At 38.6% G+C, this 16,340-nt stretch carries 19 protein-coding genes and 1 riboswitch; of the genes, 2 read left to right on the top strand and 17 right to left on the bottom strand.

Annotated elements, in window-relative coordinates; translation table 11 throughout:
- The 16 genes from LC090_RS08875 to LC090_RS08805 form a co-directional block, all read right to left on the bottom strand.
- Entirely contained in the window at window positions 1–315 is a 315-nt protein-coding gene (locus LC090_RS08875) for an iron-sulfur cluster biosynthesis family protein (protein ID WP_226657255.1), read from the bottom strand.
- A gap of 1 nt (window position 316) precedes the next feature.
- A complete protein-coding gene (locus tag LC090_RS08870) occupies window positions 317–877 on the bottom strand; it encodes a PadR family transcriptional regulator (RefSeq protein ID WP_226657253.1) in 561 nt (186 codons plus the stop codon).
- Window positions 878–1,104: 227 nt separating this feature from the next.
- Window positions 1,105–2,184 carry an FAD-dependent oxidoreductase gene (locus LC090_RS08865; protein ID WP_226657251.1) on the bottom strand — a complete coding sequence of 360 codons (1,080 nt, stop codon included), beginning with the start codon at window positions 2,182–2,184 and terminating at the stop codon, window positions 1,105–1,107.
- Between the two features lie 19 nt (window positions 2,185–2,203).
- Window positions 2,204–3,628: a dihydrolipoyl dehydrogenase family protein gene (locus tag LC090_RS08860; RefSeq protein ID WP_226657249.1), complete on the bottom strand. Its 1,425-nt coding sequence runs from the start codon at window positions 3,626–3,628 to the stop codon at window positions 2,204–2,206.
- A 13-nt stretch (window positions 3,629–3,641) separates the two neighbouring features.
- The gene (locus LC090_RS08855; RefSeq protein WP_226657247.1) at window positions 3,642–4,223 is read right to left on the bottom strand and encodes a CDP-alcohol phosphatidyltransferase family protein; all 582 of its coding nucleotides are present in this window, start codon (window positions 4,221–4,223) and stop codon (window positions 3,642–3,644) included.
- A 12-nt stretch (window positions 4,224–4,235) separates the two neighbouring features.
- Window positions 4,236–4,892: a TVP38/TMEM64 family protein gene (locus LC090_RS08850; RefSeq protein ID WP_226657245.1), complete on the bottom strand. Its 657-nt coding sequence runs from the start codon at window positions 4,890–4,892 to the stop codon at window positions 4,236–4,238.
- Window positions 4,889–5,881, bottom strand: a complete 993-nt coding sequence (locus tag LC090_RS08845) for an ABC transporter ATP-binding protein (RefSeq protein WP_226657243.1) — start codon at window positions 5,879–5,881, stop codon at window positions 4,889–4,891. The genes LC090_RS08850 and LC090_RS08845 overlap by 4 nt, the downstream gene beginning before the upstream one ends.
- A 13-nt stretch (window positions 5,882–5,894) precedes the next feature.
- Window positions 5,895–6,713, bottom strand: coding sequence for an ABC transporter permease (locus tag LC090_RS08840; RefSeq protein WP_226657241.1), 819 nt, complete (start codon window positions 6,711–6,713; stop codon window positions 5,895–5,897).
- Window positions 6,710–7,594, bottom strand: a complete 885-nt coding sequence (locus LC090_RS08835; RefSeq protein ID WP_226657239.1) for an ABC transporter permease — start codon at window positions 7,592–7,594, stop codon at window positions 6,710–6,712. The genes LC090_RS08840 and LC090_RS08835 overlap by 4 nt, the downstream gene beginning before the upstream one ends.
- Window positions 7,563–8,801 carry an ABC transporter substrate-binding protein gene (locus LC090_RS08830; protein WP_226657237.1) on the bottom strand — a complete coding sequence of 413 codons (1,239 nt, stop codon included), beginning with the start codon at window positions 8,799–8,801 and terminating at the stop codon, window positions 7,563–7,565. Before LC090_RS08830 ends, LC090_RS08835 begins: the two co-directional genes overlap by 32 nt.
- Before the next feature lie 216 nt (window positions 8,802–9,017).
- Window positions 9,018–10,400, bottom strand: coding sequence for a copper amine oxidase (locus tag LC090_RS08825; RefSeq protein WP_255648070.1), 1,383 nt, complete (start codon window positions 10,398–10,400; stop codon window positions 9,018–9,020).
- Window positions 10,401–10,573: 173 nt separating this feature from the next.
- A complete protein-coding gene (locus LC090_RS08820) occupies window positions 10,574–11,236 on the bottom strand; it encodes a sulfite oxidase-like oxidoreductase (protein ID WP_226657235.1) in 663 nt (220 codons plus the stop codon).
- 79 nt (window positions 11,237–11,315) lie between these two features.
- Window positions 11,316–11,413: riboswitch (SAM riboswitch) on the bottom strand.
- 453 nt (window positions 11,414–11,866) lie between these two features.
- Window positions 11,867–12,298 (bottom strand): GNAT family N-acetyltransferase, encoded by a 432-nt coding sequence (locus LC090_RS08815; RefSeq protein ID WP_224591629.1) that lies wholly within the window; start codon window positions 12,296–12,298, stop codon window positions 11,867–11,869.
- A 251-nt stretch (window positions 12,299–12,549) separates the two neighbouring features.
- Window positions 12,550–12,663, bottom strand: a complete 114-nt coding sequence (locus LC090_RS22145; protein ID WP_369522738.1) for a GNAT family N-acetyltransferase — start codon at window positions 12,661–12,663, stop codon at window positions 12,550–12,552.
- A gap of 60 nt (window positions 12,664–12,723) precedes the next feature.
- On the bottom strand, window positions 12,724–12,966 hold the full coding sequence (locus LC090_RS22140; protein ID WP_369522737.1) for a hypothetical protein: 243 nt from the start codon (window positions 12,964–12,966) through the stop codon (window positions 12,724–12,726).
- 105 nt (window positions 12,967–13,071) lie between these two features.
- Window positions 13,072–13,860: a class I SAM-dependent methyltransferase gene (locus LC090_RS08805; protein ID WP_226657233.1), complete on the bottom strand. Its 789-nt coding sequence runs from the start codon at window positions 13,858–13,860 to the stop codon at window positions 13,072–13,074.
- A gap of 53 nt (window positions 13,861–13,913) precedes the next feature.
- On the opposite strand from LC090_RS08805, the gene LC090_RS08800 reads away from it, so the two are divergent.
- Window positions 13,914–14,537 carry a LysE family translocator gene (locus LC090_RS08800; RefSeq protein WP_226657231.1) on the top strand — a complete coding sequence of 208 codons (624 nt, stop codon included), beginning with the start codon at window positions 13,914–13,916 and terminating at the stop codon, window positions 14,535–14,537.
- Window positions 14,538–14,591: 54 nt separating this feature from the next.
- On the opposite strand, the gene LC090_RS08795 is transcribed toward LC090_RS08800, so the two are convergent.
- Window positions 14,592–15,368: a 3-hydroxybutyrate dehydrogenase gene (locus LC090_RS08795; protein ID WP_226657229.1), complete on the bottom strand. Its 777-nt coding sequence runs from the start codon at window positions 15,366–15,368 to the stop codon at window positions 14,592–14,594.
- 263 nt (window positions 15,369–15,631) lie between these two features.
- On the opposite strand from LC090_RS08795, the gene coxB reads away from it, so the two are divergent.
- Window positions 15,632–16,339, top strand: a complete 708-nt coding sequence (gene coxB, locus LC090_RS08790) for a cytochrome c oxidase subunit II (protein WP_226657227.1) — start codon at window positions 15,632–15,634, stop codon at window positions 16,337–16,339.
- Window position 16,340 lies beyond the last annotated feature (1 nt).

Genomic DNA, 16,340 nt, shown 5'->3' with positions numbered 1-16,340 from the left:
TTATCCTTTCGAGATATACCGCATTCTAGGATTAATAATCTCATTGTCACTTTTAAGCATAAAGCATTGATATTTAGGTAGAAAATCGATTTTCATGTCTTTGTCGAAAAAGACGGCATATTGCTTTTGAATTCGCACAGGACGAAAATTAGATTCCAGTTCCATGTTGTAGTTACCCTGTCTCTTATCATTAACTAATTGAGTCACCCCGTTTACGACACATCCACAATCTTCTATGTCATACTCTAACTTCAAGTACCCTTCCTGCTCCTGCTCTAGTTGCTCAATCGCTTTATCTGTGAAAGTAATTTTCATGTTAGTTCTCCCCTCTCTTTTCTTCTATAATAACGTCTATAAATTCAATCGCCCAGTCACACCACTCGATCCAGGTTTTCATTTGTCGCCTTCCATACTCAAGCGTTAAATATTCACCTAACCGATCTTTTTCAATTCGTTTATCAACGGTATTTTCTTCTTTCCATTGATTCATATGATTAAGGACCATTTGATGATGGTCTTTGCTTTCTTTAAGGAATTGAATCGCCTCATCTTTAGGAATGAGGTGAAATAAGGAGACTCGCATGAGCTGTTCATTTTTCATCTTAGGTGGATCCACTGTGTGATGAGCAAGCCACTCAATGAGCATTCTATATCCTTTTTCCTCAATAGAATAAATCTTTTTATCGGGTAGATCAATTTGTGGAACGATTTCAAAGCTCACTAAATTTTCTTTTTCCATTTTCCCGAGTTCACGATAAATTTGTGTGTGATGAGCAGACCAAAAATGGATCATCGTCTCTTTAAATTGTTGGGTTAGTTCGTATCCTGTCGATGGTTTCTTCGTCAATAATCCAAGAAGAGCATATCGTAAAGCCATAACATCATTTCCTTTTCAGCAATTTGCTTCTTCTCCATTATAAACGTCTTTACAAGATCTTTGCACATTTTCAGTAGTAATACGCCATATTTGTATGGGGGAAGAATTCATATCGAGCGATAGAAAGACTTCAAGTTAAAAGTCTCTAGTGCTTCTGAGCTTCAAAGTTAGAATAGCTAATGAACACACAAAAACACTCCGTTCCCTTTAAAAGAGAACGACGTGTTTTAGTTGTATTTCTTAATAAACTTTTGATCAATACGGTGTTTTAATAACCAGGAAAGATGATGATGTACTTGAATGTTCCCATATAACAACAAACCTTCCTTTTGTCCTGTAGAAAGAATAGACAAATAGGTACTTTTCGGTATAAAACGATGTCCGTCCGTCTCTTTCATATATCCTTTTATGTTTCCCCATAAAATTTCTGCCTGTCGAACAGCGACCACTCCCGCTTTTGGTAGCTCAGGATACTTTCGAATGGTAGCACAGTCTCCGGCTGCAAAAATCGCCGGGTGCTCTTTTACCTGCAGCGTATCATCTACAAGTAAATAACCAGCATCATCAACTGGTAATTTAGAAGCCTGAAATAATCCCGGTGCTTTGGGTCCAGTTAACCATAAGACTTGATCATAACTAATTTCTTTTCCTCCGGAAGTAATCATCTGATTTGATGTTAGATTTGAAACTTTTTCATTCAAATAAAAAGTTAAACCTTTTTCTTTAAGGATTTGTTTGATTTTAATTTGAGCCCTAGGTGAACTATTTTCCAATAAATTCGACTTAGAAATCAAGGTAACAGGAGGCTTACCTTCGCGTTTTCTTTTCGCTGTAAGAGCCAAAGCCATTTCTACTCCGGCCGCTCCTCCACCTACAACGATTGGGTTTCTTGCAACCCACATTTTTTTCGCTACTTCTTCTATTCGATAGTTTGGCTTAATACGTAGGGCGTGTTTTCTTGCACCAGGCACTTCAATACCCGCAGTAAGCGATCCAATGTCAACAGATAAGACATCATAAGAAAGGATATCCCCTTTTTCTGTAAGGACCACTTTTGTTTTCGCATCAATGGAAATGGCAGCGCCAGTTATAAACTGAATGCCACTCTTCTCTGCTAATGTTGGAATATGTACGCGAATTTCTTCTTCGCTATATTGGCCTTCTAAATAACCAGAAAACATTCCTGAATAATACTGGTAATGAGAAGGAGAAACAAGCGTGACATCCACATCAAGCTTCTCTTGTTGAAGTCTCTTCATGAGATGGAGATGCGCATGACCCGCTCCGATCAATAACAATTTTTTCAAAATACCCCTCCTCTTGTCCTTACCTCACCCATTTAATATACTTCTCAGACATCTTTGGAAGCCAACCGTCAAATAATTTTTCTCTCCAATATAAATCTGCGGCCTGATTTAAGATGGCCCCTTTTGTTGGATAAGGGTGTATCACTGTGGAGATATCACCGATTTTATGACCATGTTCTTTCGCAAAAACGATTTCTTGCATCCAACTTCCCGCGTCTTCTCCTACAGCATGGGCGCCTAAAATATGCCCCTTCATATCCGTAATCACTTTAACTAGTCCATTTTTCTTTCGTTCTGCTATAAACCGATCAACATCGTCAGTTCCTACTTTAAATACGCGTATATCCCCATGTTTTTCCTTCGCTTCCTTTTCTGTCATCCCGAGGTGAAAAACTTCTGGATCAGTGTAGGTAACCCACGGAACGTTGTCATAACTTACTTTTCTTTTCAAACCGAACACGGCGTTCTGTACAATGAGTTTTCCTTCCATTCCAGCTCCATGAGTGAATGGGAATGTTCCATTTACATCTCCTATCGCGTAGATGTGAGATTGACTGGATTGCAGCGAGTTATTTACTGTTATATATCCATTATTACACGCCACGCCTGCCGTTTCTAAGTTTAAGTGATCAGTATTTGGTTTTCTACCAACTGACATCATAACAGCTTCTGACTTAATCGATTTTTCTTCCCCATCATGAAGATACGTAATAACTTTACTTCCATTTTCTTCCTTTATCTCCTTAGCTTCTGCTTTAAAAATAAATGAAAGTTCTTTTTCTAATTCTTTTGTAACCAGAGGAATGATGTCATGATCTTCCTTTTTAAAAATCGATTCTGACGTTTCTAGAATCGTTACTTCTGATCCAAACCTTGATAATGATTGAGCAAGCTCTAGTCCAACTGGCCCTCCACCTATAAATACCGTGCTTTTGGGAAGCGAGGTTAAATTGAAAATTGTTTCATTTGTCATGAAAGAAACGTTTTCAATACCGTTGAGGGCAGGAATTTTAGGACTTGATCCCGTCGAAATGACGATCCGTTTTCCTTTTATCGGATTCTCTCCATCTATAAGTACTGTATGGTTATCTTTAAATGAACCCTTTCCTCTAAAAATCTCGATTCCTAACTTTTCAAACCGTTCGTCACTATCAACTTCTTGAATCTCATCGATTGCTTCCTGAACACGCTCAATTGCGCGATTAAACCGAACATCTCCACTTACAGTAAGACCAAACTCTGACGCTCCCTTATAGACAGCATGAACTTCTTTTGCAGCAGTTATAAAAGCTTTTGACGGAACGCAGCCAAAATGAAGGCAGTCCCCTCCAAGTCCAGGCTGATCATCAATCAAAGCAACTGTCGCTCCCATATTTGCTGCTCCAGCAGCTGCTGTCAGTCCACCCGATCCTCCACCAATTACAATTAAGTCATACTCTTTCATTTGTATCATCTCCCTATCCTAGAATCTTTTTTGCTTCAGATAATCTTTGAAAAGCTGTAAAAAGTTCGATCGCTAAAAACACCAGAGTTAAAATCACTAAAATATTGTGAAGTAAGATCATTGCCGTAAATAAGATAAATCCTTCTGTTCGCTCTGCTGCTCCAGCCTGATAGTAAAATGATTTAACGCCTTTTTTCTCAGAAACGGCACCAACTGTAAGAAAAATGGTCATGGCAAAAATAATCGAGGTACTTAGTAATAAGAGAGCCCACATCGCTTCTGGAAACCGAAAAGCAAGGCCTAGAATAACGCTTATCTCAACGACTCGATCAAAACTGACATCTAGAACAGTTCCAAAAGCAGAAGGTTTTGTTTTGCGAGCCATCGTTCCATCAACTGCATCAAGATAGCCTGACACCCATAATACGATGACCGCCAAAATAAATTGATTGAAGTATACTAGAAGCCCAGAAGAAACACCAATGATAAATGATAGGATTGTTACTTGATTCGCAGTAAGACCTATTCGAAGTAAGGAATCAGCCGTTCGATCCATTAGGGGCTGGACATATTTTCTAGCATGGGTATCTAACATATGTGCACCTCCTTATTTAAGATCCTCCTCAACAGCTGAACCAAAGGCTTTTCTTCGAATGTATAAGCTAATCACTAATAGTAATAGCAAGATGGCAGCAGCAATTAAGACTGTAGTGAAATTATTAGATAAAAAGCTTGCACCTAAGAAATTCAAAGCAAAAGCACCTGGTAGCATTCCAAGCAACGTTGCTAAATAGTATTTCCTACGATTCACATTAGAAACGCCACAAACATAACTAACTAAATCAAAGTGGAGAAATGGAACTAGGCGTAACAATAAAACATAAAGAAAACCTTTTTCTGAAAGTCTTCTTTCAAGTGTTTCTCCTCTCTTTTTCCAGGATTCAGGTAGAATATTTAATCCAAGTCTGCGAGCCATTGAAAAGAAAAGAAAAGCCCCTATCGAACCACCAAGAACCGCCAGGAAAGTCCCTAGCAATGGACCAAATACGAGGCCTCCACTAACTGAAAGGATCGAAGTTGGAAAAAGTACGAATGGTCTACCTATACAAATGAGCAGGAAAATTAACGGGGCATAAATACCAAATGAAGCAATCCATTCGCGAATATGAGATGGGCGAAAATCGAAAACATATTGATTAAGTAAGTATATTAAAATGATTAGTAAGGTTAATCCGAAACCCTTTGCGATTGTTTTACCCGTCATTGAACTCGTCTCCATTGCTCTTCTTGATTCTTATACTTTTTCATATCCTCACGTTTTGCAGATAAAAGCACGTTTTGACCTACAACTAAGTTTCGATCTGACACGGCTAGTATACTTCCCTGATCAAAAGTAACCCGATAACAAGGTAGATTATTTTTCACGGTTACTGCCTTCACTTTTCCTTGCACAAATACGTAGTCCTTCTCAGATGGCTTCTGCTCTGCTGGAATAGCGATTACTTTATTAAGTGGAATAAATCCGGCTTCTAAAGCAAGGCCCTCTCCGATAATTCTTGCACTTTCAATTGAAGACGGATTTGTTACAACATCAAACGGTTCTCCAATTTGAATAAATGTGCCTTTATTCATGACAGCAAGTCGATCACCCATTTCTATTGCTTCATCTCGATCATGAGTAATAAACAATGCAGTAATATTTTCTTCTCTTAATAGTTCCTTAACTTCTCCACGTAGTGATTCTCTAAGCGATGCATCTAAGGAACTAAACGGCTCATCTAGGAGGAGAAGATCTGGCTTTAGAACAAGCGCTCTTGCCAGTGAAACCCGCTGTTTTTGACCACCTGATAACTCATGTGGATAGGCGTTTCTCAAATGAAGTAATTTCACTTTCATCAGCATTTGTTCAGCTTCACTTACACGCTCCTTCTTTTTCATTTTTCTTCTTTTCAATCCATACGTTACATTTTCAATTACTGTTAAGTGCGGGAATAACAATGAATCCTGAAACATCAGAACGACCGATCGCTCCTCTGGCTTTAACGTTACGATCGATTTTTGTTTCAACCAAATTTCTCCCCCACTAATATCTTCTAAACCAGCAAGACACCTTAGTAGCGTAGTTTTCCCACACCCCGAAGGTCCCACGATGGTAAAATGCTCACCGCTTCGCACATGAAAAGAAATGTTTTGGAGAATCGGTACTTTTGAAAAATGCTTACTCATATTCTTGCATTGTAATAGCTGGTTCAAATCAATCTTCCTTTCAAACGCGATTTACAGCTCGAATAACCAGCCTTAATAGTATTTCAACTCCCCCAATAAAAAGGAGAGGGAGAAGAGCAAACAGTATGGAAAACCCCGCAACTACTGCCTCATTCGAACTAGAAAAATAAGGATAATATAGAAGGGGTAGCGTAATAACATTACCGCCCCCAATTATGGCTGTAAGCGCATATTGTCCTAATGAAATAACAAAAGTAAGAAGCATAAGACTTCTAATACTTGGAAGTAATAAAGGAAGGGATAACGTAAAAAAACGTATAAATGGCCCTGCTCCTAATACGGAAGCCTGCTCACCTAACGCAATTCCTAAACGTTCATAGCCTGCCCGCATAATTCGGATCGCATAAGGTAACGTTGGGATTAAATGGACAAGTACCACTCCTGAAACCTGATCTGCTAATCCAAATTGAATCATCGTAAATTGCAATCCCATTGCGAGTAAGATTCCTGGAATTAAAATCGGCGATAATAAAAATGTTTCAATCATTGATTTTCCTTTAAAAGAATAAGTTGAAAGCACTTTAGCTGCTGGTAATGAAAGCAATAAATTTAGGAGAACGACATAAAAACCAACCTTTAACGTTGTAACAATTGACTCCTTTAACGAAGGATCACCAAATATGTTTCGCCATCCATTTAAGCTATAAGCTTGTGGTAATAATTCCGGGAACCTCCACCCTACCGAAAAACTTTTTACAGTTACAACGACAAATGGAAGAATAAAAAGCCCGATAAAAATCAACACCATCAAACTTGTAACTAACTCTCTTTTCCCTAAACGGTTAAAAACGAATCTCATCGGTTTCTCCCCTTTATCATTCTCAATCGATGCTTTTGTACAGCACCAATACAAAATATAGCTAGGAGAAGGGCCATCACACCTGGAAGGATCATAGCTGAAAAAGCGAGAGGGCGTTTACTCCAATCCCCATCGTAAAACCATTCATAAGCTCTAACTGATAACATCTCAGGTCTCGTAACCCCTAAAAGATAAGGAATTTCAAATGCTGAAGCGATAAAAGCGATTAAAATTAAGCCCGTCTCGACCATAACAGGGAGTAACCATGGAAGCTCCACACTCCTAAAGACATCCCATTTATTTCCCCCAAGCGTTCTTACAACTTCAGAATAACGATGGTCGATTTCATAATATACTGGTAACAGCATAAGAATTACGAACGGAACCTCTTTCCATACATAAGTTAAGATCATTCCTATTCCAAACTTCTCTTGAACGAGAACAGGAAACTCCGCTCGATGATCAAGCACTCCTAGTTGATAAAAAAGGGAGGAAAATAACCCGCTTTGTGAGAAAAATAAATACACTAAATATCCTGCTACAAAATGAGGGATTAAAATCGGAATCCATACGAGTACTTTAGAAGAGGAGTCTCTAAAAAATTGATATAACATCCTTGTCATTACTAATCCTATCACTAGCGCTAGCAATGTGGATAGAATAGCAACTCGAAACGTTAATTTCAGAGAATGGAAGAAAGCAAGACTGTTGAAGAGTTCCAAATAAGAAGCCATTGTCCATTCTCCATCGACTGATTGAAAGCTTTGAGCAATAGCGGACCACATGCCATAACCAACAAGCAACAGGGTGGCCGCTAGAGCAGGTAATAAATTGAAAACAACTCTCTTTTTATTGTTCAAAAATCCGTTTTGCCCATTCATTGTTAATCCACTCCGTGTATCCTGTATCTAAATCGGGTAATTGATTGTTGCTTAATAACTCAGTAGAAAGAACGCTATCTCCTCGATTAAGATTTTTAATTTGTTCCTGATCCGCTTTATCTAGCTTATTAAAATTCAACACAGTGCCTTCTCCCCACATAGCAGGGTCCATCTTAGCGATTTGTGCTTCTGGAGATTCTAGAAAGTTAATCACGGTCATAGCTCCTTCAGGATTTGGACTGTTAAAAGGGATACTAAGGTAGTGCGTATTCGAAATGGATCCCGGATCTTTTAGGATAAACGACTTTGTACTCTTCGGAAATGTACCATTTTCTATTAAGCTTTCTGCCCTCGCTTCATTAAAGCCCATCGTCATCCAAACTTCTCCCTGATTATAGAGAGTATCAAGTTTTGTTAACGACTCAGGGTATGTTTCACCTTCGCGCCATAGATCAGGTTTGATTTCTTCTAAGTAACTCCAAACATATTCTTCTCCAGATTGAATAACTTCTTTGCTATACTCTTCCGCCATAAGAGCTGACTTTTCTCCCACACCTTTTACAAGCAGATGCTTAACAAATGTGTTGCCTGTAAAATCTGACACATTCGGATATGTGAACTTTCCTGGGTGATCATGAATCCACTGTTTTAATTCTTCAAGTGTGCTCGGTGGATGATCAACATGCGTAGAATTGTAATAAAAAACATACTGCACATTTCCCCAGGGCGCTTCCAACCCGTCAATTTTAGTTCCTTGATCAAATAAAGCAATTTGATTGTCTGTTCCAATGTAATTTTGGAAATGTGGCAGCTTCTTTGAAAAAGAGCCAAATAATAAATCAGCTTGTTTTGCATTTTTAAAATTTGCTCCGTTAATCCAAATCACATCGATCGTACCATTACGTTTATTAGCTTTTTTCTCTGTTAAGAGCTTTTGCATAAATTCTTCGGTATTCATTGGCTGACGCTTAAGCGTAATCCCATACTTCTCTTTTAAATGTGGTGTAGCCCAATCATCTATATATTGGTTAATCCCTTCATCTCCTCCCCACATAAACAAATTTACCTTCGACCCTTCGGTAGTCTTTACAATTTCATCCCAATCTTTATCTAATACTTCCTCATTGCTTGATGTACTCCTATCGTTATTTCCACAAGCTACTATAAAAAATAGCGCTACCATACAAATCATAAACTTCAACTTCATCGCTTATCCCCCTCGTCTATCATATCGTAGCAACTGTTCTTACTATTTGACGAACTTGATTGTGCTTCATTCGGTAAAAAAGACTCATCCCTTACTTAAAAGTATACCTTTTTTAAACATTCCATGCCGTAATCACCCTTACAGTTATCATAAAAAAAGCAATAGCCACGAAGGCTATTGCTTTTATGAAGGTAAGTTAGGTTACCCAAATTTAACTTAGCTATTTTGCATCTTTCTTCGAACAATCACTCCAGTTGCAGCCATTGTTGCAAGAATTGCAGCAACAATCCATTCAATCGGCATTTGTTGTTCAGCTGTGCCGCCCATACCAGTTTTCGGCATGTCCGTTGGCATAGCTTCCATAGCAAACTTATCTGGGAACTGGTCTACAAAAGCGCCCGATAAACCTTTTGCAGGCATATACATATGTGCGTAAGCTTCACGAACCGAATCGTAAGCAGCATCATAATCTTCCATCGTATAGTTATCAAAAGCAGAAATTAATTGCGTAACATGCATTTGAAGGCCTTCAGACAATGCACCCGCTTCTAATCTTCCTTCTGTAGCTGTTTCAAGAAAACTTGAAAAATCAGCTCGATAGTTTTCTAGTGCTTTCATAGCAGCTTCTTTTGCTTCTTCATCTTCAGCTCCTGTAGCTTGAACGTACTCAACAAAGTTACCAATATGTCCAGACCACATTTCTTTAAATTGATTACCTGCATCCTCACCATATACGGAAGTAATGGCTTCAGCTAAATCATCTGTATTCTCACTAAGTGCAGCTGCTGAAGCATCAAAGTCTTCTGATCCATCAATACCATTCTGCATCGTCATCATGGCTAAACCAGCATGTTCTGATAGGAGGTGACCTAGTGTTGCACGAAGGTCAGAGGCAGGCGTCACAGCTTTTGTGTTTTCAAATTTATCAGGAAACTGATCTGTAATGGCTCCAGAAAATCCTTTTGCAACCATTTGCATGTGCGCAATGGCTTCGCGTTCTTTTTCATAAGCCATGTCATAGTCTCCAGCGACATAGCTATCAAATGCGCCAATTAATTGATTAATATGTGCCTGAAGTCCTTCGGATAACGTATCGGCTTCGAGACGTTCACCAGTTGCATTTTCAAGGAACATGGAGAAATCTTCTTTATAGCCGTCTAAGCTATCTAGCGCTTTTTGCTTTGCATCTTCATCTTCATTGCCAGTTGCCTTCACATAATCAACGAAAAATCCGATATGGTTGCTCCAGATTTCATTAAACTCAGCCCCAGCTTCTTCTCCATAAACTGAAGTAATTGCAGCTGTAAGATCTTCTGTGTTTTCACTTAAGGCACCGGCAGAGGCTTCAAAATCTGCAGATCCTTCAGCACCTTTTCTCATCGTTTCTACCGCAAGATAAGCATGTTCACTTAGTAAATGGCCAAGATCAGCACGAAGATCAGCACCCGGTGTTTCAACTGTCGGCTTGTCCATTTGCTTCTCGTGATCAGCAGCAAACGCGCCTGCCGTTGGGATTAATAGAGAAAAACTAAGTGGAACAATTAAAAGTCCTTTTTTCCAATCAATCACTTTCTTTTTCATATTCGTATTTGTATTCATTTTCAAATCCACTCCCCTTAATTTTTGATTTACACTTAGCTAACGGAGAGAAGATCAGTTTGGATCATTTTTATTAAGAATTAATTGAAAAATATTAGTTACTCCTACAAGTAGAACCGCATAGTTCCTGCTGTACAAGTGTTTGTGGTCCGATATTATCGTTCAAATAAAAGTTAATCATACTCCTTTTTCTCCCACTCATCGTCTGGAAGATCGAGATCTTCTCCAGAAAATCGCTCTTCTTTAAATGGATCTGCATGATTATGAAAACCGTTTAGTTCCCAAAAACCTGGTGCATCTTCTTGAATAAACTCAATTCCTCTAATCCATTTAATACTTTTCCAAAAATAGAGATGCGGAACGACTAAGCGTAAAGGAAATCCGTGTTTCGCTGTTAACTTTTCACCATCGACCGAGTGAGCAAGTAACACATTATGCTGTATTAAGTCATGAAGGTGTATATTAGTTGTATAATCATGATCCCCATGTAGCATGACGTACTCTGACTTAGGATGAATACCAAGTTCTTTCATAAAATCCTTCATTAGTACACCTTCAAATGTATTATCGAAGCGTGACCAGCGGGTCACGCAATGAATATCGCAGGTTACTTGCTTCTGAGGTAAAGCAAGTATATCTTCATAGCTGACGGTGATTTCTTGTTCTACCTTTCCAAACACCTTCAAATCCCAGGTTGTCATATCGTAAACTGGAACCTCGCCTTCATGTAGAATAGGGAATCTTTCCGTTAATACCTGTCCTGGTGGAAGACGGTCTCCATATTTTTCATTCGCTTGCGGTACTTTCATTTTTCGAATGCGGGCTGCTTTCTTCATAGACTTCACACCTTTCATGTAGTGGACCATAAAAAAAACTCTTCCCATTTAGGAAGAGTCCGGTCTTTAACAGAGCTCCTCCTCATCTTCCAGAGCGATTGCTCTGCTGGAATTAGCACCTTGTTTTCAGGTTGCCGGGCATCTTAGGGCCAGTCCCTCCGCCTCTCTTGATAAGGAAAAAATATGTAATTGTGATTTATTTTATCGATCTCCTTGATAAAATGCAATCCTTTTTACTAACGTTCCACGAAAATCTACTAATTTCGTGCTCATTTTATTTAACTAGAAAGATAAATGACTTCAAATGGAATTTGTTGAAAGTAGCACCCTTTCGAAACCGGCTCTTTGATAGATCTTAATGGCCTTTTCGTTGAAATTTTCAATTAACATATCGAGCCATAAGAAGATATACAACTCAATGATTTTTCATATGCCAGCCTTCAAATCAATATTTTTCTCTCATAGGAAAAGCCCCATGTCGGGAAATACATGGGGCTCACACTATATATTTTAAGGGGGGCAGGAACCGGGGAAGTTCCTGTAAAAGTAGTGTAGCAGGATCCACGTATGAAAAACGTAATTATGAGTGGTTTTTCACATTCTTTTAATAAATGAAAAGAATGACTTGCCCTATTTGTATACCATAATCGTTTGCAACTCTCGAAATCCAATATCTTTATAAATGTACTTTGCAAAGTTAGAAGAATACACGTTCAAACGAATTTCCTCGTAACCCTGTTCTTTAAAATTTTGAATACTTGCTTCCACGAGCTTTTTTGAATACCCTTTGCCACGAAACTTCGGGAATACAAATACATCATAAATAAAGCCGTGCTTACTTTCCGTAAAGTAATCGGTGTTCTCACCTAGTAATACCCAACCTGCTATTTCTCCACCATCTCGATAAATAAGATGATAGCCACCTCGATCAAGAATAGAGGAAACAATTTCAAGAGCTTTCTCTTCTTTCACGATCCCTGGATTTGTCGTTCCTTCGTTCACTGACTGAATGGAATTAGACAAAATATAATCTCTTTCTTCGATTGTCGCGCGTTCGATCACACCATTTCCCTCCATCGCCAAAATCGTTCATTATGCGTTTATTCTTGATAAGTGAACCGCGTTCCTTCTCAATAACCAATTCCTATATTATCCAAATGATAAAGTGATTGAAATCTCACTGAAAATCCGGTCTATGGGAGAGATGCACGAACCTACTCGTTCGTTCTAGCATAAACACAGGTACCAACGAGCTTACTATTATCAATAGATCGACGATCATTTTAAAAAATCGCCTCAAGCTGAAAGAAACATCATTCTGCTACTCTACGACTTTGCCCATTTTCCGCATTACAACGAATTTCAATTCTCTTGGTATGAAGTTCTTGAATCGCAAAGTCAACCATCCCTTTATCAGCCTCGATCATGTATCCTTTTCCACTATAGTTAGAATCAATCAAGTAACCGATTTCAAACTTACGAACCTTTCAATCAATGCGATGTAAACCAGAAGAACCAATATAGTCGCCAGTTAGCTTATGAAAAAACAATAGTCGTAAGTCATATCTTTTTAAGAAAGCTGCATTGGATTCTCTAATATTCGCTTCCACTTCTGTTTCCGTTTGATTCGTATGTGTCAATAACATATGTGGCTTACGTTGAACTAAAGATGCTTCAATGAATGGATAAACAGCTTTACCATCCCCCGAACAGGATAGCCAATGTTTCATCGATCTGTATGAAACTCTTTTGGAAAATCAGGTTGGATCGGTTACATGAAACGTCCTCCAAAAACACTAAAAGATGTCAGAATTATATCATTAATAAGAAATCTGTCAAGAAAAACACCTTTTTCTCCCAATTTCGACTCTAGTTTTGCGATGTTCAATAAATTCACCATTTGGATTTATTTCAGCCAATACTTGTTTCGCTTCTGCTTCAAAATCCTCTGCACAACCTTGCAGTAAATGTTTAAGGCCATACGATAAGGAGTAGTGGTGACCGATGATCGATTCAGGTGTCCACTTGTATGTGACAGGTGCACATTCAAATGATTCTGAATAAAAGCGTGAATCTTGTATCACTTTCTTATGACTTTGGAGGGGGTGAGTATATGTAGAATTACCTGCACGTCTTCTTTCTCCATACCATTTGGTCACAACGTCTCTGAATGCCATTTGCCACTCTTCTAGAGGTTGAGCGACATCATAGTCATCAATGATTGCGATCCCTCCCTCCTCTTCAATAAAAGGATAAATATTTTCTAAAAAGGCTGTTCGATCAAGCCAATGAAATGACTTGGCTAAAGTAACTAGCTTTATTGGACACTTCAGTGTTAGTAGAAAGGAGTCAACATCACAATGGTGCCAAATTATGTTTGATATCGGATCAGCTAAACGTCGCGCTTCTTCAATCATTTCTTTTTCTTTATCTACACCGATCACGTTCTTAAATTTTTCAGAAAGTCGAATCGCCATTTGTCCTGGACCACACCCAACGTCAAGAAGAGTTCCTGTGCCATTTAATTGAAATGTGGATGTAAGATACTCAATCACTTCTTCTGGATACAATGGTCGATATTTTGAATAATATGTGGCCGCTCCTTTAAACAAGTCTTTATACATTTTCCAGCCTCCTATATACTAAAAATCATATCCCCTGGAAAGGAGAGGTTCTATTGGATCTTACACTCATTTTATCATTCATAGGGGCTGCCGTTCTTTTAACAATCATGCCAGGTCCTGACAATTTATTTGTGCTAGCCCAAAGCATCACTCAAAACAAAAAAGCAGGTATTGCCACCTCCCTTGGGCTCTGTTCAGGTCTTCTCGTGCATATTTCAGCTGCAGCTATTGGAATTTCAGCCCTTCTCTATCAATCTTCATTTGCTTTTACGGTTGTTAAACTATTTGGTGCTGGGTATTTACTGTTCATGGCATATGAAGCTTTGAAAGAGCGTAATAAAACCTCCACATTGAAAGAGCAGCCATCACGAACTTATTTAGCTCTATATCGAAAAGGCATTTTTATGAATATCTTAAACCCAAAAGTTTCTTTGTTTTTCCTTGCCCTCCTTCCTCAGTTCATTAACCATGAGTCGGGTTCTCCCGCTCTTCAAATGCTTTTATTAGGTCTAATCTTCATTATTCAAGCTCTTATTATCTTTTTTCTTATTAGCATATATGCTGGGAAATTAGCAAAGTATATTACTGGGAATTCGACGTTATTAAGACGATTTAACCTTACAAAAGCAGGACTACTCACACTTATTGGCATTCAAATTGCACTTAGTAAAAATTAAAAACAGCGCCTCTTTTGAGAGGCGCTGTACAATCGCATAATCTTCCGATGATCCTTATTGAGCTGTATATCCACCATCAATTAGAAGAGCCTGTCCAGTTATACTCTTCGCTGCATCGCTTGCGATAAACATGGAGTAATCAGCAATCTCTTTCACTTCAAGTAAACGTTTCTGTGGAACAAGCGGATAGATTACTTCCTCTAATACCTTTTCAAGCTCCACTCCACGTTCTTTTGCTAAATCTTCCATTTGTCCTCTTACAAGAGGTGTATCCACATAGCCAGGTGCCATTGCATTCACTGTAATACCATACTCCGCACCTTCAAGTGCTGAAACTTTTGTAAGTCCAATGACACCATGTTTTGCACTATTATAAGCAGCTTTACCTGCGAATCCGATTACACCATTAATTGACGCCATGTTAATAATTCGTCCGAAACCCTGTTCCTTCATAATTGGAAAAACATGTTTTGTTGCAATAAATGGAGCTGTTAGCATAATATCCTGCATCATTCTGAATTTCTCAGTTGGAAAATCTTCCAATCGAGAAACATGTTGAAGTCCCGCATTATTAATAAGTACATCTAGACGCCCATATTCTTCAACAGTCCGATCAATGGCTTGTTTGATTTCATCTTCACTTGTAACGTCCGCTTTAATCCCAATCACTTCATACCCTTTATCTCGTAGTTTTTGGGCAGCTTCCTGTGTACCCTCTTCGTTTATATCAGAAAGAACAACTTTTGCACCGTTTGCTGCAAATGTCTCACCAATTTCAAAACCAATTCCTCTTGCTGCTCCTGTAATAAATACAGTCTTGTTGTTAACCATGAAACGTTCCTCCTAGTGTCGATCCTAAAAATTTAGTTGTATTCTGTCACACCACCATTTACCCCTTACAACGATTTATAAACACATTTGCTCCTATTTTTTCGCTATTTGTTATGCTGTTCGATTAAATCCCTTTAAAAATAATGCTACGTCTATCAAAGACTTCCTGAGATTAAGCTTATAAGTCTCTATCGTTTGATGGAAAGACATTTAGGGTACTAAATGAAACAGGAAATCCTAAAATTGGAAGGAGATTAGAGGAAATGACGCTTCGCATCGCCCTTTTTGTAAGCGGAATCATTTCAATTTCTGGTTGCTCGAACATAGCAATTTTGACCCCTAAAGGGACGGAAGCCTACTCAGAGCTAAGCCTACTTTACCTTAGTTTAGCCTTGATGAGCATTGTCTTACTTGTTGTTTTCACTTTATTTACCCGTTTTTTAATAAAGTATCGTGAGCGCCCTGGTCAAGAAAACGACTTCCCAACTCAAATCGAGGGGAATAAAAAACTTGAAATCACATGGGTTGTTGTACCAGTCTTCATTTTAATTATCCTGGCAATCCCGACATTTGCCACTACATATCAGCTTGACCATGAGGCAGAATCAGTAGATGAGCCTCTAAGAATTAACGTTACTGGAAAGCAATTTAGATGGTTTTTTTATTACCCCGAATTTAACATCATGCTCGAAAATGAAGTGAAACTTCCTGTGGACCGTCCTGTTGTCTTTAACCTTCATTCAGAAGATGTCATTCATTCTTTTTGGATACCACAACTAGCTGGAAAAAAAGATGTCCTCCCCCATAAAGAAAACAAGCTTACCATAACACCTGACGAAACCGGAACCTTTGACGGAAAGTGCGCTGAGTTTTGTGGCGCGAGTCATGCTTTTATGACTTTTAAAACGACGGTTATTGAAAGAGAAGCATTTAAAGAATGGACGAATGTTGCTGATAAACAGGAGGAGTAAT

The sequence above is a fragment of the Guptibacillus hwajinpoensis genome, from assembly GCF_020524165.1.
GTDB lineage: Bacteria > Bacillota > Bacilli > Bacillales > Guptibacillaceae > Guptibacillus > Guptibacillus hwajinpoensis_D.
The sequence above is the reverse complement of the archived record's forward strand: the minus strand, read 5'-3'. Positions and strand labels throughout refer to the sequence as shown.

What these genes read in the sequence shown, in the direction of transcription:
- LC090_RS08825 (WP_255648070.1), bottom strand. Translation starts at nt 10,400, where the DNA reads ATGAATACAAATACGAATATGAAAAAGAAAGTGATTGATTGGAAAAAA.
- LC090_RS08875 (WP_226657255.1), bottom strand. Translation starts at nt 315, where the DNA reads ATGAAAATTACTTTCACAGATAAAGCGATTGAGCAACTAGAGCAGGAG.
- LC090_RS08805 (WP_226657233.1), bottom strand. Translation starts at nt 13,860, where the DNA reads ATGTATAAAGACTTGTTTAAAGGAGCGGCCACATATTATTCAAAATAT.
- LC090_RS08795 (WP_226657229.1), bottom strand. Translation starts at nt 15,368, where the DNA reads ATGGTTAACAACAAGACTGTATTTATTACAGGAGCAGCAAGAGGAATT.
- LC090_RS22140 (WP_369522737.1), bottom strand. Translation starts at nt 12,966, where the DNA reads ATGAAACATTGGCTATCCTGTTCGGGGGATGGTAAAGCTGTTTATCCA.
- LC090_RS08860 (WP_226657249.1), bottom strand. Translation starts at nt 3,628, where the DNA reads ATGAAAGAGTATGACTTAATTGTAATTGGTGGAGGATCGGGTGGACTG.
- LC090_RS08840 (WP_226657241.1), bottom strand. Translation starts at nt 6,713, where the DNA reads ATGAGATTCGTTTTTAACCGTTTAGGGAAAAGAGAGTTAGTTACAAGT.
- LC090_RS08820 (WP_226657235.1), bottom strand. Translation starts at nt 11,236, where the DNA reads ATGAAGAAAGCAGCCCGCATTCGAAAAATGAAAGTACCGCAAGCGAAT.
- LC090_RS08835 (WP_226657239.1), bottom strand. Translation starts at nt 7,594, where the DNA reads ATGAATGGGCAAAACGGATTTTTGAACAATAAAAAGAGAGTTGTTTTC.
- coxB (WP_226657227.1), top strand. Translation starts at nt 15,632, where the DNA reads ATGACGCTTCGCATCGCCCTTTTTGTAAGCGGAATCATTTCAATTTCT.
- LC090_RS22145 (WP_369522738.1), bottom strand. Translation starts at nt 12,663, where the DNA reads ATGATCGAGGCTGATAAAGGGATGGTTGACTTTGCGATTCAAGAACTT.
- LC090_RS08855 (WP_226657247.1), bottom strand. Translation starts at nt 4,223, where the DNA reads ATGTTAGATACCCATGCTAGAAAATATGTCCAGCCCCTAATGGATCGA.
- LC090_RS08850 (WP_226657245.1), bottom strand. Translation starts at nt 4,892, where the DNA reads ATGACGGGTAAAACAATCGCAAAGGGTTTCGGATTAACCTTACTAATC.
- LC090_RS08870 (WP_226657253.1), bottom strand. Translation starts at nt 877, where the DNA reads ATGGCTTTACGATATGCTCTTCTTGGATTATTGACGAAGAAACCATCG.
- LC090_RS08830 (WP_226657237.1), bottom strand. Translation starts at nt 8,801, where the DNA reads ATGAAGTTGAAGTTTATGATTTGTATGGTAGCGCTATTTTTTATAGTA.